This is a genomic window from Streptomyces sp. NPDC047108 (assembly GCF_040643575.1).
Lineage (GTDB): Bacteria > Actinomycetota > Actinomycetes > Streptomycetales > Streptomycetaceae > Streptomyces.
Window position 1 is genome coordinate 1 of the sequence record NZ_JBEYUP010000006.1, and the last position, 13668, is coordinate 13668.

Sequence of the window (13668 nt, forward strand, 5' to 3'; positions counted from 1 at the left end):
CTGGCGTTGACTTTTGGCACGCTGTTGAGTTCTCAAGGAACGGACGCTTCCTTCAAAACCGTCTCCGGTTTCTCCGGGCGCTTCCCTTCGGTGTTCACCACACTAGCGGGTTTCTCTGGCGATTCATAATCGCCCCCTTCGAGATGAATTTCGGGCACGCCGAAATTGACCCCGGTTAGGGAGAAGCTCGTAGTGATGGCTATGCCGCTTGCGGGTCTGGCGTTCGGCTGGGGCCGTTCGCGGCTCTTCCCGTGTCAAGCGGCTCGGGCTACGTTAGGCGTTTGCGGACTGGGAGTCAAGTCGCCTTCTGGCTACGGCGACGAGGCGTATGGGCGCGGTACGGGCTCACCGTCGGATCGCCGTCGATCCAGAAACGCCAAGGGTGGACGGCCCCTTCACCCCCGACGCCCGTACGCGGTCCGTTGCGGACGAGGTCGCCGGCCACCGGTTCGCCTTCGAGCAGCGAGAGCGAGGAGTCCGGGCCCGTGCAGATGTCGACGCCGTTGAGGGCGCGGTCGACGTCGAGTGCGGTGGCCAGACGGGCCGGGCCCTGGGCCAGTTGGCTGTCCTTGCGTGCCGTGGGCCGCCGCGTCCGCGCCAGCTCCGCGCCTTCCGTGATCTCACCGGCGCGGAGGAGAACGGCGCTCGCCCGGTCCACCGGACCGCAGACCAGGTTCATCGCGAACCACATGCCGTAGATGAAGTAGACGTACGCGTGACCGGGCGGGCCGAACATCGTGGCGTTGCGCGGGGTGCGGCCGCGGTACGCGTGCGAGCCGGGGTCCGTCGACCCGTCGTACGCCTCGACCTCCGTGAGCCGCAGTTCGATCGTGCCTTCGGAGGTCGTACGGACGAGGGTGCGTCCGAGGAGGTCCGGGGCCACCTCGAGGACGGGCCGGTCGAAGAAGTCGCGCGGGAGCGGCGTACGGTGCGGCATGCGCTCCGAGCGTAGTGCACCTGATACGTACGGCGGCTGGCCATACGGTCGCCGGCTTGCCACCGTTGGCCGGAACGGAACCGCCCGGCGCTGTGGGGCGTTTCTAGAGGTCAAGAGTTGTCGCGGCGAGACGTGGTTTCGCCCGGGGAGGAAGAACATGGGCTTCAAGAAGCTGCTCGCGAGCATGGGGGCCGGCGGGGCTTCCGTCGAAACCGTGCTGACCGAGTCGAACGTCGTGCCGGGTGGGGTCGTGCAGGGCGAGGTGCGGATCCAGGGCGGATCCGTGGCCCAGCAGATCGAGGGACTGTCCGTCGGTCTCCAGTCGCGCGTCGAGCGCGAGGACGTGCAGGTCAACGGCCAGGACGTCAAGCAGAACGTCGAGTTCCACCGCAAGCAGCTCGGCGGAGCCTTCGAGGTGCAGCCCGGTGCCGTGCACGCGGTGCCGTTCGGTCTGGAGATCCCCTGGGAGACCCCGATCACGATGTTCATGGGCCGGCATCTGACAGGAATGGAGATGGGGGTGACGACGGAGCTGCAGATCGCCCGTGCGGTGGACTCCGGCGACCTCGACTCGATCAACGTCCACCCGCTGCCGGCGCAGCAGGCCATCCTGGACGCCTTCGGCTCCCTGGGCTTCGGCTTCAAGAGCGCCGACCTGGAGCGCGGGCACATCCGCGGCACCCGTCAGCGGCTGCCCTTCTACCAGGAGATCGAGTTCTTCGCCCCGCAGCAGTACCGGGGGCTGAACCAGGTCGAGCTCACGTTCATCGCGGACGGCCACGAGATGGACGTGGTTCTGGAGATGGACAAGAAGCCGGGCCTGTTCAGCGAAGGCACCGACTCGTACCGCTCGTTCAGCGTCAACCTCCAGAACTTCCAGGAGACCGACTGGGCCGCATATCTGAACCAGTGGCTCGCCGAGGTCGGCGGTCGCCGCAACTGGTTCTAGGCTCGGAGAGGCAGAGATCCACTGGATCCATCCCGAGCCGTCCGACCAGGAGGTTTCGACGTGTCCGAGCTCAAGAGGCCACCGCTTCCGCACGATTTCCACCCGGCGGTGCCCTCGTTCACCGTGGTGAGCGATGACGTGGCGCCGGGGGCGACGCTGGCCGACGCCCAGGTGTTCGCGGAGGGAAACACCTCGCCCCACCTCAGGTGGGAGGGGTTCCCGGCGGAGACCAAGAGCTTCGCAGTGACGCTCTTCGACCCGGACGCGCCGACCGGGAGCGGTTTCTGGCACTGGGTGCTCTTCGACATCCCCGCCGATGTCACTGAGCTGCCCGTGGGTGCGGGAAGCGGCACGTTCGAAGGGCTCCCCGAGGGAGCCGTGCAGGTGCGGAACGACTACGGGAAGCGGAGCTTCGGCGGGGCCGCTCCGCCGCCCGGAGAGACGCACCGCTATGTGTTCACGGTCTACGCCGTGGACACGGAGAAGCTGGGTCCGGACGCGGACGCGTCACCCGCGGCTGTGGGCTTCAACCTGCGGTTCCACACCCTGGGCCGCGCCCATCTGATCGGCGAGTACACCGCGGACTGACGCGGGCGGACCGAGCATGCCGATGCCGCGAGGGGCCGGGGCGACTTCCTGTCGCACCGGCCCTTCCGGCGTCCACGGCGGCTTTCCCATGTCGTACGGCACGCTGCTCCGTGAACGGCGTGGTGCTTCCGCCCGCCCTCCCGCATCGCAGGTGGCGGGCGCGTGCGGGTTTTCGCGTCTTCACCGCCCCGCCGCCTCCCGTACAGGAAATTGCGTTGTTCCCACCCGTGCGCGCGGCCAGAGTTGATCTGAGCCCGCCACCCGGCGGGGGGACCCGGGAGGTGGGCCGCCATGCGCGAGACGCTGGTGCTGAACGCGAGCTTCGAGCCGCTGTCGACGGTGTCGCTGCGGCGCGCGGTGGTGCTCGTTCTGCAGGACAAGGCCGTCGTCGAGCAGGCCCACCCGGGCCTGCGCGTCCGGGCCGCGGCCGTGGAACTCCCGGTGCCGCAGGTGATCAGGCTCTGCCGGTACGTACGGGTGCCGTTCCGAAGACGGGCGCCGTGGTCGCGGCGGGGTGTGCTGGTGCGTGACCGGCACCGCTGCGCGTACTGCGGGCGGCGTGCGACGACGGTGGACCACGTCCTTCCGCGGTCGCACGGTGGTACGGACACGTGGCTGAATACCGTCGCTGCCTGCGCCGAGGACAACCACCGCAAGGCGGACCGTACGCCGGAGCAGGCTGGGATGCGGCTGCTCAGCAAGCCGTTCGAGCCGACACCGGCGGACGCTCTGGTCCTGGCGCTGGGGTTGTCGGGGCGTGAGGCGCTGCCCGAGTGGCTGCCGTCACCCGGTGCGCGTGTGCCCGCGTCCGCGTGACCGGGCGCGCGTGATCCCGCGCCGGTGACCGGGCAGCCCACGTGAACGGTCCGTCTGCTGCTCGCTCAAGTGAGGAGCAGGCGGACCATCGCGGCGACGCCGACCGCGATGACGATGACGCGGAGCGCGACGGGCGGGAGACGGCGGCCGACCGTGGCGCCGAGGGGGCCGCCGAGTGCGGATCCGGCCGCGATGAGCAGGACGGCGGTCCAGTCGAAGTCGGCGACGAAGAGGAAGAAGAGGGCGGCGACGGCGTTGACGAGGGCGGCGAGGACGTTCTTGACGGCGTTGAGGCGCTGCAGTTCGTCGTCGAGCAGCAGGCCCATCAGGGACAGATAGAGGATTCCTTGTGCCGCGCCGAAGTAGCCGCCGTAGGCGCTGGCGAGGAGCAGCCCGCCCATGAGGAGCACGCCACCGTCGCGTCGGTGGGCGTGGGCCGGGGCGGGTTTCGCGGGAGTGTCCTCGCCCTGGGCGGCGGCAGCGGCAGTGTCCTCAGGAGGTGCCTTCGCGGTCGTGGCGCTGTGGCCGTCGGCAGCCGGGTCAGGGCCGGCGGCTGCCTCGGGTCCCCCTGTGGCTTTGCGCGCCAGGTGGCGCCGAACGGCACGCGACAGCCAGGGCTGAACGGCGACCAGCACCACGGCCACGCCGACGAGGATCGGGACGATCGTGTCGAAGGCGTCCGACGGGAGGACGATCAGCAGGGCGGCGCCGATGAGCCCGCCGACGAGGGCGACGACGCCGAGGCGCAGGACGCGACGCCGCTGGCCCCGGAGTTCGCGCCGGTAGCCGATGACACCGCCGATCGAGCCGGGGACGATGCCGAGGGTGTTGGAGACGTTCGCGGTGACAGGCGGCAGGCCGACGGCGAGCAGCACGGGGAAGGTGATCAGTGTGCCGGAGCCGACGATGGTGTTGATCGTCCCGGCGGCGATGCCTGCGCCGAAAACGGCCAGTGCCTCCCAGATGCCCACGCTCTGCCTTCCGGTGATCGGTGTCTCCTGCACCGATCATGCCGGACGGCGGGCGGGCATCGGCAACGGGGGCGCGGCCCCGGCCGGGTGGCCGTGACCGAGGACCCATCGCAGAGGACCCACCGCCGCGGCTCCGTGGCCGCGGCTGTGTCGCAGGCGTGGCAGCAGCCGAGGAGGCGTCGCCGTAGCGCCGCCCGCGGGTCAGTCCAGCGGGGGCTGCTCCCGGCGCGGTGCCGGCGTCTTCGGTGCGGAGGACGCGGGTGCGGCCGGGGCCGAGCCGCCGCCGCCGGCCATCGGGCCGAAGTTGCCGACGGCGCCGCTGAGCCCCTTGAGCGCGTCGCCGATCTCGCTGGGCACGATCCAGAGCTTGTTGGCGTCGCCTTCGGCGATCTTCGGAAGCATCTGGAGGTACTGGTACGAGAGCAGCTTCTCGTCCGCGTCTCCGGCGTGGATGGACTCGAAGACCGTACGGATCGCCTGGGCTTCGCCCTCCGCACGCAGGGCCGCGGCCTTGGCCTCACCTTCGGCGCGCAGGATCGCCGACTGCTTCTCGCCCTCCGCGGTGAGGATCTGGGACTGGCGGATGCCCTCCGCGGTGAGGATCGCGGCGCGCTTGTCACGGTCGGCGCGCATCTGCTTCTCCATCGAGTCCTGGATGGAGGTGGGCGGCTCGATGGCCTTCAGCTCGACGCGGTTGACGCGGATGCCCCATTTGCCGGTGGCCTCGTCCAGGACGCCGCGGAGCGCGGCGTTGATCTCCTCGCGGGACGTGAGGGTCCGCTCGAGGTCCATGCCACCGATGATGTTGCGGAGGGTGGTGACGGTCAGCTGCTCGATCGCCTGGATGTAGCTGGCGACTTCGTACGTGGCGGCCCGGGCGTCGGTCACCTGGTAGTAGATGACCGTGTCGATGTTGACGACCAGGTTGTCCTGGGTGATGACGGGCTGCGGCGGGAAGGGGACGACCTGCTCACGGAGGTCGATCCGGTTGCGGATCGAGTCGATGAACGGGACGACGATGTTGAGGCCCGCGTTGAGGGTGCGGGTGTAGCGGCCGAAGCGCTCCACGATGGCGGCGCTGGCCTGGGGGATGACCTGCACCGTCTTCATGAGTGCGATGAAGACGAGCACCACCAGGATGATCAGGACGATGATGATCGGTTCCATGGATGCTCCCCGTTACCCCTTCGGTTGCTTGATGATCGAGTCTGTCAGAGAGCGGCACCGCGCGGTGCGGATTCCGGCCATCCGACGGGCCGTTGAGCAGGTTGGCTCCCCGCTCCGACCGCCACAGCAGCGGTCACATCACCACGGCGGTCGCGCCGTCGATGTCCACCACGTCGACCTGCTGGCCCACTTCGCAGATCTGATCGGAGTTGAGCGTACGCGCGGACCAGACCTCACCGGCGAGCTTGATCCGGCCGCCGTCGCCGTCGACGCGTTCCAGGACGACCGCCTGACGCCCCTTCAGCGCCTCGACGCCGCTGGGCACATGGGGCCGCTGACGCCGGTGACGGGCGGCGATCGGCCGGACGACCGCGATGAGAGCGACGGAGACGGCGGCGAACACGAGCACCTGGGGCACCGTGCCGGCGCCCAGCGCGGCCACACCGGCGGCCGCGACGGCTCCGACCGCGAACATCCCGAACTCGGGCATCGCGGTGACGACGAGAGGTATGCCAAGTCCGACGGCGGCGATCAGCCACCACACCCATGGATCCACGTCTTCATGGTAGGCGGGGTGACCTCGTTGCCGACAGGGGCCGATCGGACAGAGTGATCGACCGAAGGCCCGGCGGCGGGGCGGGCGTTGGGAAAGCGGGACCTCAGGAGGGGGTTCTCGTATGCGGGTTGACCGGTGGGCGAGTTCCCGTACGGGGTTCCTCGAGGCGGATTCCCGGCGGCGGAGGTTCCGAACGGGGGAGGAACGCGCGGGTACGAGACGGGCGTTCAGGCCGGACGCGCGTTCGGCGTCGACGGCCACGGGCCCGGCGAGGGGTTGCCCCGGTGTCCGGAAGTCCCGTCGGCCGGTCAGGACTTCAGCGGGAGGCCCTGCGCGGTCCAGCGCTCACCGTTGCGCTCGACGACCAGCGGCAGACCGAAGCACAGGGAGAGGTTGCGGGAGGTCAGCGTCTCCTCGACCGGACCGGCGGCGAGCACCTTGCCCTGACGGATCATCAGGACGTGGGTGAAGCCCGGGGCGATCTCCTCGACGTGGTGCGTCACCATGATCATGGACGGGGCCAGCGGGTCGCGCGCGAGCCGCCCCAGCCGCCGTACCAGGTCCTCCCGGCCGCCCAGGTCGAGCCCGGCCGCGGGCTCGTCGAGCAGGAGCAGTTCGGGGTCGGTCATCATCGCGCGGGCGATCAGGGTGCGCTTGCGCTCGCCCTCGGAGAGGGTGCCGAACTTGCGGTCCAGATAGTCGTTCATGCCGAGCCGGTCGAGGAAGGCGCGGGCGCGCTCCTCGTCCACGGCCTCGTAGTTCTCGTGCCAGTGCGCGGTCATGCCGTACGCGGCGGTGAGAACGGTCTCCAGCACCGTCTGGCGGTTGGGGAGCTTGTCGACCATGTTGACGCCGGCCATGCCGATGCGGGGGCGCAGCTCGAAGACGTCGACGCTGCCGAGCTTCTCGCCGAGGATCTGCGCGGTGCCGCTGCTCGGGAAGAGATAGCTGGAGGCGATGTTGAGCAGCGTCGTCTTGCCGGCACCGTTGGGGCCGAGGATCACCCAGCGCTCGCCTTCGGCGACCGACCAGGAGACCTGGTCCACCAGAGCCCGGCCCTCGCGGACCACGGATACGTCCACCAGCTCCAGTACATCGCTCATGAGCGCGTTGTCTCCCATGCAGTCTCGGCTGTCGTGTGCGCCTGTGGACGCAGCCCCCAGGGAAAACCTACGCCACCGGTCGGCGGGGTCGGTCTCTAGGCTGGTCCCATGCTCACGGAACCGCGTTCAGGGCGGCTGACCGCCTGGGGAAATGCCCTTATTGCCGGACTTGTCTCACCCGACGAGGCCGTGCACCGCATTGTGGCGGACGACGCACTGCACCGGATCGAGGGCCTGCCCGGCGAGACGGATCCCGTCGGCCTGAGTCTCGGGCTCGGGCGGCTGCGCGCGCTCGGTGCGACCGGGCTGCTCGCGGCGCTGCCCGCGCCCGGACATCCGCTGGGGCTGTGCGGGCCGCCGGACTTCAACGCACGGGCGATGGAGGCGGAGGAGGCGGTGATCGCCCCGGGAGCGCAGCCGCTGGGCCTCGTCCCCGAGGTCCACGAGGCCGGTCCCGAGGGGGATCTGCACGTCGAGGTCGTGTGGCGCTGCCTGCCCGTACGGGATGCGCCGCCCGCGGACGTGCCGTCGCTCGGCGAGGCGGAGCGCGAACTCGCCGAGGCGCTGCGGGAAGCGACCGACCTGCTGTCGCGGATGGACGTGGCGGGCTCGGGCCCCGTGGCGGACGCGGCTCTCGATGCGTACCGGGCACGGGCCGAGCGCGGCCGCGAAGTGCTCGCGCCGGGCTATCCGCCGCGTGCCGTACGAGTGCTGGAGCTGGCGCAGCGCGTGGGTGCGCTGATCGCCATCGCGAGCGGAGGAGACACCGGGAGCGGGGACGGGCGTGAGCACGGGGCCGCGGTGAGCGCGTCGCAGATCGCGGCACGGACGGAGGCGCTGCGGCCGGTGGAGCGCACGGCGCGCAGGGCACAGGTGGCGGCTTACAACGCGTTCGTGGAGGAGCGGGAGCGGCGCTGAGGGACAGCGCGGCGCCGAGCGGGACGGGAGCCGCGCCGGTCCGCTCTCGACGGCACGGCGGCGGTCGTCCGTGCCGTCGATCAGCAGGGGCCGCGGGTTCGCGTCCGATCGCTCCCACGGGGCGGGCGCGACGGCGTCGGTACGAGAGCCGAGCGAGCACGGGAAAGGCCCCGCGGGAGGTGCTCCCGCGGGGCCTTTCGCCGAGCGCGCGCGTCAGTCGTTGACGTTGGCGCAGGTGTTGCCGATCGCCGGGTTGAGGCCGGAGACCAGGACGCCGATCGAGTTGCCGCAGAGGTTGATCGGGATCTGGACGGGGATGCCCACGGCGTTGCCCGAGACGGCGCCCGGCGAGCCCGCGGCCACGCCCGAGGCGTCGTTGGCAGAGGCGGTCCCGGCCGAGACGCCGACGACGGCGCCCGCGGCGGCAAGGAGGACAGCGGCCTTCTTGGCAGTGTTCATGAGGAGGTTCCTTCGGCTTGGAGCGTGACCCCAGGCATCGGGATCACGGACTGCGCAACGCCCCGCCCCGCGCGATGACACGGGCCAGGGATGCGATGCCCCCATTCGGCCCAACCTCATGGCCTGTCCCGTGGCGCGAATCCGCTGGTCACAGGACTGGCACAGTCCAACGGCAACGGCAGCGGCGGCACCGGCGCTGCCCACGCCATGCGAGCGGCAGCCGCCGTACTGCGCCCGCCCGCTCACACGGGTCCGGCCCCGGGGACGGTGTCCCCGGGGCCGGCCGGTACTGATCGGCTGAGCCGTGATCAGTTGGCGACGTGGTTGCCGAAGGCCGGGTTCAGGGCGCCGATGACGTTGGCGGTGTTGCCCGCCACGTTGACCGGCACGTGGACCGGCGCCTGGACCTGGTTGCCCGACCCGATGCCCGGCGAGAAGGCGGCCTCGCCCTGGGCGTGCGCACCCTGCGCGGAGGCGACACCGGCACCGGCGGCGACGAGCCCACCGGCGATCATCGTGACGGCAGCGGCCTTCTTGAGGTTCATCACTTTCTTGACCCTCCCTAGCGTTCACCGCGGACGGTTCGCCGCGGCACGACATGGAGAACGGATCACCGTCGCTTCGGTTGCGCCATGCGAGCGACATACACCCGACAGTATGAATCTCGGTTTGGCGGCCCGGCCTGCGGTAAGGGCGCCGTCCGGCCTGCGCGCCCGCCGCGCCGTCGCGCCCGGCCTGGCCCGGCCTCAGCGGCGCGGTGCCTCAGCGCCGCGGTGCCTCAGCGCCGCGGTGCCTCAGCTCAGCGCCGACGAGCAGCAGCTCGGCGCCGAGCCGTCTCAGCGCCGCCGGTGCTTCAGCGCCCAGCCGTCGTAGCCCCTCAGCCCGTCACGCCGTGCCGCACGGCCCAGAGCGCCGCCTGCGTACGGTCCGCCAGATCCAGCTTCATCAGGATGTTCGAGACGTGGGTCTTCACCGTCTTCTCGGACAGCACCAGCGCGCGGGCGATCTCCCGGTTGGAACGGCCGTCGGCGATCAGGGCCAGCACCTCCCGCTCCCGGTCCGTGAGCGAACCACCCCGCCCCTGGCCGCCCACCGCCTCCTCCGGGGAGAGCAGGGCCCCGGCCACCTCGGGCTGCAGCAGGACGTGCCCGGCGTGGACGGACCGGATGGCACCGGCGAGGGCGTCCGGATCGACGTCCTTGTAGACGTATCCAGAGGCGCCGGCGCGGAGCGCGGGCACGACCGTGCGCTGCTCGGTGAAGCTGGTGACGACCAGCACCCGGGCGGGGTTCTCGAGGGCCCGGAGCTTGCGGAGGGCCTCGATGCCGTCGGTGCCGGGCATCTTCACATCCATGAGGACCACATCGGGGCGCAGCTCCTCGGCGCGCGCGACGCCTTCCGCGCCGTCCGCCGCCTCCCCCACGACCTCGATGTCGTCCTGCACTTCGAGGAACGTCCGCAGCCCGCGCCGTACGACCTGGTGGTCGTCGACGAGCAGGACGCGGATGCCGCGCCGACGCTCAGCCACCGGGGACCTCCATCTCGATCAGGGTGCCCTTCCCGGGCGCCGACTCCACGGTGAGGGCGCCGCCCACGCCGCTCGCCCGGTCCCGCATCGACACCAAGCCCAGATGGCGGCCGGCCCGCCGTACCGCCCTCGGGTCGAAGCCCTGGCCGTCGTCCTCGACGCGGAGCACGGCGCCCTGGCCGCTGCGGACGAGCGAGACCCCGACGCGGGCGGCGCCCGCGTCGGGGTCTCCCCGACGCGGGCGGCGCCCGAGTGCCTCAGCGCGTTGTGCAGCGCCTCCTGGGCCACCCGCAGGACGGCCTCCTCCTGCGCGGCCGGCAGGGCCCGCACGCTCTGTGAGGCGAAGGTGACCTCGGCGGTGTGGGCACGGTCGAGGACCTGGATCTGCGTACGGAGGGTGGCCACGAGGCCGTCCTCGTCCAGAGCGGCGGGGCGCAGCTCCACCACCGCGGCCCGCAGTTCGTCCGCCGCCTCGGCGGCCAGGTCGGCGACCTGCTGCATCTCGCCCTTGGCCCGTGCGGGGTCGCGGTCGACGAGGGCGGTCGCGGCCTGTGCGGTCAGGCGCAGCGAGAAGAGTTTCTGGGAGACGGCGTCGTGGAGCTCGTGGGCGAGACGGGCCCGCTCCCCCGCGATGGTCAGCTCGCGGCTGCGCTCGTAGAGACGTGCGTTGGTGAGGGCTATCGCGGCGTGCTGCGCGAGGATGCCGAGCAGTGCCTGGTCGTCCTCGGTGAAGCCGCAGCGGTCCCGTGCCGCGCCGTCCCCGTCCGGGCGCCGCTTGTTCGCCAGGAACAGGGCGGCCAGCACCTCGTCACCGTCGGCGACCGGCAGGCCGATGAAGTCGGAGAGTTCGGGGTGGGTGCGCGGCCAGCCCTCGAAGCGCGGGTCCTCGCGGACATCGGCCAGCCGCTGCGGGGTGGCGTCCTGGAGCATCGCGGCGAGGATGCCGTGCTGCCGCGGCAGGGGGCCGATGGCCTTCCACTGCTCGTCGCTGACGCCGTCCACGACGAACTGGGCGAAGCCGCCGTGATCGTCGGGCACCCCGAGGGCGGCGTACTCGGCGTCCAGCAGCTCGCGTGCGGAGGCCACGATCGTCTGGAGCACGTCGCGGACCTCGAGGTGGCGGCTCATCGCCAGCAGCGCGGCGCTCACCGCGGCGAGACCCGATTCGGGTGCGGAGCCGGTGGTCATGGCCACACCGTACCGGCGGGCACGTGCCGTCGTATCGGACCGCAGCAGGCCCCGGCTTCCGCCCCTGGGCCTAGGCCGAAGTGCCCCGGCCGCTCGCGACCGCCGGACGAGGCGGGGGCCCGGACGCCCTTCCTACGGTGAGGACACGTTGACGGCGAGCGATGGCGAAGGAGACGAGTCCGATGCCGGTGGCGATCATCACAGGTGCTTCGAAGGGGCTGGGCCAAGCCTTGGCGGCGGCGTTGGCCGGGCGGGGCTGGGACCTGGTGCTGGACGCGCGGTCGGAGGGGCCGCTCGCGTCCGCGGCGGAGGAGACCCGCCGGGCGGGCGTACGGGTGGTGGCGCTGCCGGGGGACGTCACGGACCCGGTCCACCGGGCCGCTCTGGTCTCGGCGGCCCGTGAGCTGGGCGGTCTGGACCTGCTGGTGAACAACGCGAGCGCGCTCGGCGCCGAGCCCTTGGTCCGGCTGGCCGACCTGCCGCCCGAGGGCCTGCGCACGGCGCTGGAGACGAATGTGGTCGCGCCGCTCGGGCTGGTCCGCGAAGCGCTGCCGCTGCTGAGGGCGGCGGACTCGGGAGCGGTGATCAACGTCAGCTCGGACGCGGCGGTCGAGGCGTACGGGACCTGGGGCGGTTACGGGGCGTCCAAGGCGGCGCTGGACCAGCTCTCGGCCGTGCTCGCCGAGGAGGAGCCGGGGCTGCGGGTCTGGGCGGTCGACCCGGGCGACCTGCGCACGGACCTCTACGCGGCCGCCGTCCCGGACGACGACGACCTGGACGGACGGCCGCTGCCGGACGCGGTGGTCCCGGCCTTCCTGGCCCTGCTGGACCGTGCCGCGCCGAGCGGGCGCTACGTGGCTCCCGAGCTGCCGGTGGCCGGGCGGTGAGCGCGGTGGGGGCGCTGCGGGTCCCGGACGAGCTGTCGGCCCGTGTCCCCGCGGAGCAGCGCGGGGGCGGCCGGGGGCGCGACGGGGTGCGGCTGCTGGTGAGCCGGGGCCCGGAGGTGTCGCACCACACCTTCCCGGAGCTGCCCCGGCTGCTCGGCGCGGGGGACGTACTGGTGGTGAACACCTCGCTCACGCTTCCCGCCGCGGTCGACGGGCGGCTCGGGGACGGCCGCGGCGAGCGGGTCGTCGTGCACTTCTCGACGCGCGGGGACGACGGCCGGCGGTCGGTGGAACTGCGGACTCCGGACGGGCGGGGCAGCACGCGGCCACGCCCGGTGCACGGCCCCGGCGCGTTCGTACGGCTGCCGGGCGGGGCGTCGCTGGTGCTGGAGGAGCCACTGGACGGGCCGGGCGGGCGGCTGTGGTGGGCGCGCCCGGCCGGGGCGGAGGTGCCCGCCCTGCTGCGCCGGTACGGGCGGGCGATCCGCTACGCCTACACGGAGCGGGATCAGGCGCTCTCCGCGTACCAGACGGTGTTCGGGGTGGAGTCGCCGGACGGGGACGGATCGGCGGAGATGCCGAGCGCGGCCCGCCCCTTCACCGCGCCGCTGGTGGCCGAGCTGGTCAGCCGGGGTGTGCACATCGCGCCGGTCACGCTGCACACGGGTGTCGCGTCGCTGGAGGCGCACGAGCCGCCGTATCCGGAGCGCTTCACCGTCCCTGAGGCGACGGCCCGCCTGGTGAACGCGGTGCGGCGAGGAGCACGGGACGTACGGGGACGGAACGCGCGCGGGCGCGGGCGCGAGGACGGTGCGCGCGGGCGCGGGCGTGGGGACGGTGCGCGCGGGCGCGGGGACAGCGCGCGGGGGCGGGACGAGGGCGGGTGCGCGAGCGGGCGGATCGTGGCCGTCGGCACCACGGTGGTGCGGGCGCTGGAGACGGTGGCCCTGCCCTCGGGGCTCGTACGGGCGGCATCGGGCTGGACCGACCTGGTGGTCACGCCGGAGCGGGGGGTGCGGGTGGTGGACGGGCTGCTGACCGGCCTGCACGAGCCGGAGGCCTCGCACCTTCTGATGCTGGAGGCGGTGGCGGGCCGGGAGGCGCTGGACCGCGCCTATGAGGCCGCTCTGCACCGCCGCTATCTCTGGCACGAGTTCGGCGATGTGCATCTGATGCTGCCGGCATCCCCCGGCTGACCTGGGAATTCGCCGCTTCGATATCTACGGACCCCGATCGGAGACCCGATTCGGGGTTCCTTTATGCCCGATTTGACCCTGCCTGTTCATTTTCCCAGGTCAGAGCGTCACCGCTCTATGCACGCTCTGCGTATTCGCGCATTCATAACGTGAGTCGAACCCCCCTCCATTGTGAGCCGCCCCATGTAACACACATCACTTACGACCCCTCCTAGTGGGCTGAAAATCCCCGCTCCAGCCGCCCGGTAAAGCTTTTCAACGTATTCCTGGCTCCGGCTCGTCCACGATCCGGCGTAGTACATCACACCTTTGCAAGCGCCTTTTCCCGCCGCTAAGAATTCTTCACGTCGCACGGCGCCGCAGAACGAACGCGGCGCTTTTGCCGGACCGGCTCGCGTATCTGCC

14 protein-coding genes and 1 pseudogene are annotated in these 13668 nt (G+C 71.7%); 6 read left to right on the top strand and 9 right to left on the bottom strand.

Translation table 11 applies throughout. The features are described from left to right. Positions 1-295: 295 nt before the first annotated feature. A complete protein-coding gene (locus ABZ822_RS14700) occupies positions 296-937 on the bottom strand; it encodes a DNA-3-methyladenine glycosylase (RefSeq protein ID WP_360852463.1) in 642 nt (213 codons plus the stop codon). 157 nt (positions 938-1094) lie between these two features. Here ABZ822_RS14700 and ABZ822_RS14705 point away from each other — a divergent pair, with 157 nt between their 5' ends. The 3 genes from ABZ822_RS14705 (at position 1095) to ABZ822_RS14715 (ending at position 3290) form a co-directional block, all read left to right on the top strand. Then, on the top strand, positions 1095-1886 hold the full coding sequence (locus ABZ822_RS14705) for a sporulation protein (RefSeq protein WP_360852466.1): 792 nt from the start codon (positions 1095-1097) through the stop codon (positions 1884-1886). A gap of 60 nt (positions 1887-1946) precedes the next feature. Next, on the top strand, positions 1947-2474 hold the full coding sequence (locus ABZ822_RS14710; RefSeq protein ID WP_360852469.1) for a YbhB/YbcL family Raf kinase inhibitor-like protein: 528 nt from the start codon (positions 1947-1949) through the stop codon (positions 2472-2474). A gap of 291 nt (positions 2475-2765) precedes the next feature. Next, a complete protein-coding gene (locus tag ABZ822_RS14715) occupies positions 2766-3290 on the top strand; it encodes an HNH endonuclease (protein WP_360852472.1) in 525 nt (174 codons plus the stop codon). A gap of 65 nt (positions 3291-3355) precedes the next feature. On the opposite strand, the gene ABZ822_RS14720 is transcribed toward ABZ822_RS14715, so the two are convergent. The 4 genes from ABZ822_RS14720 to ABZ822_RS14735 form a co-directional block, all read right to left on the bottom strand. Continuing rightward, positions 3356-4261 (bottom strand): sulfite exporter TauE/SafE family protein, encoded by a 906-nt coding sequence (locus ABZ822_RS14720; protein WP_360853322.1) that lies wholly within the window; start codon positions 4259-4261, stop codon positions 3356-3358. 201 nt (positions 4262-4462) lie between these two features. Beyond that, positions 4463-5428, bottom strand: a complete 966-nt coding sequence (locus tag ABZ822_RS14725) for an SPFH domain-containing protein (protein ID WP_360852475.1) — start codon at positions 5426-5428, stop codon at positions 4463-4465. A gap of 133 nt (positions 5429-5561) precedes the next feature. Beyond that, on the bottom strand, positions 5562-5984 hold the full coding sequence (locus ABZ822_RS14730; protein WP_360852478.1) for an NfeD family protein: 423 nt from the start codon (positions 5982-5984) through the stop codon (positions 5562-5564). Between the two features lie 308 nt (positions 5985-6292). Then, positions 6293-7087, bottom strand: a complete 795-nt coding sequence (locus ABZ822_RS14735; RefSeq protein ID WP_360852481.1) for an ABC transporter ATP-binding protein — start codon at positions 7085-7087, stop codon at positions 6293-6295. Positions 7088-7195: 108 nt separating this feature from the next. On the opposite strand from ABZ822_RS14735, the gene ABZ822_RS14740 reads away from it, so the two are divergent. Next, positions 7196-8005 (top strand): hypothetical protein, encoded by an 810-nt coding sequence (locus ABZ822_RS14740; RefSeq protein ID WP_360852484.1) that lies wholly within the window; start codon positions 7196-7198, stop codon positions 8003-8005. A gap of 213 nt (positions 8006-8218) precedes the next feature. Here ABZ822_RS14740 and ABZ822_RS14745 read toward each other — a convergent pair whose 3' ends face one another. The 4 genes and pseudogenes from ABZ822_RS14745 to ABZ822_RS14760 all read right to left on the bottom strand — a co-directional run bounded on the left by ABZ822_RS14745 (position 8219) and on the right by ABZ822_RS14760 (position 11180). Further along, complete coding sequence (locus ABZ822_RS14745) at positions 8219-8464, bottom strand: chaplin (protein ID WP_360852487.1); 246 nt, start codon at positions 8462-8464, stop codon at positions 8219-8221. 308 nt (positions 8465-8772) lie between these two features. Then, entirely contained in the window at positions 8773-9012 is a 240-nt protein-coding gene (locus ABZ822_RS14750; protein WP_360852490.1) for a chaplin, read from the bottom strand. A gap of 329 nt (positions 9013-9341) precedes the next feature. Beyond that, positions 9342-9992: a response regulator transcription factor gene (locus ABZ822_RS14755; protein ID WP_360852494.1), complete on the bottom strand. Its 651-nt coding sequence runs from the start codon at positions 9990-9992 to the stop codon at positions 9342-9344. Further along, a pseudogene (locus ABZ822_RS14760) lies at positions 9985-11180 on the bottom strand (GAF domain-containing sensor histidine kinase). The gene ABZ822_RS14755 and the pseudogene ABZ822_RS14760 overlap by 8 nt, the downstream one beginning before the upstream one ends. Positions 11181-11362: 182 nt before the next feature. Between ABZ822_RS14760 and ABZ822_RS14765 the strand changes: the two are divergent. Both ABZ822_RS14765 and ABZ822_RS14770 read left to right on the top strand, forming a co-directional pair. After that, positions 11363-12067 carry an SDR family oxidoreductase gene (locus ABZ822_RS14765; RefSeq protein WP_360852497.1) on the top strand — a complete coding sequence of 235 codons (705 nt, stop codon included), beginning with the start codon at positions 11363-11365 and terminating at the stop codon, positions 12065-12067. Then, positions 12064-13263 carry an S-adenosylmethionine:tRNA ribosyltransferase-isomerase gene (locus ABZ822_RS14770; RefSeq protein ID WP_360852500.1) on the top strand — a complete coding sequence of 400 codons (1200 nt, stop codon included), beginning with the start codon at positions 12064-12066 and terminating at the stop codon, positions 13261-13263. Before ABZ822_RS14765 ends, ABZ822_RS14770 begins: the two co-directional genes overlap by 4 nt. Positions 13264-13668 lie beyond the last annotated feature (405 nt).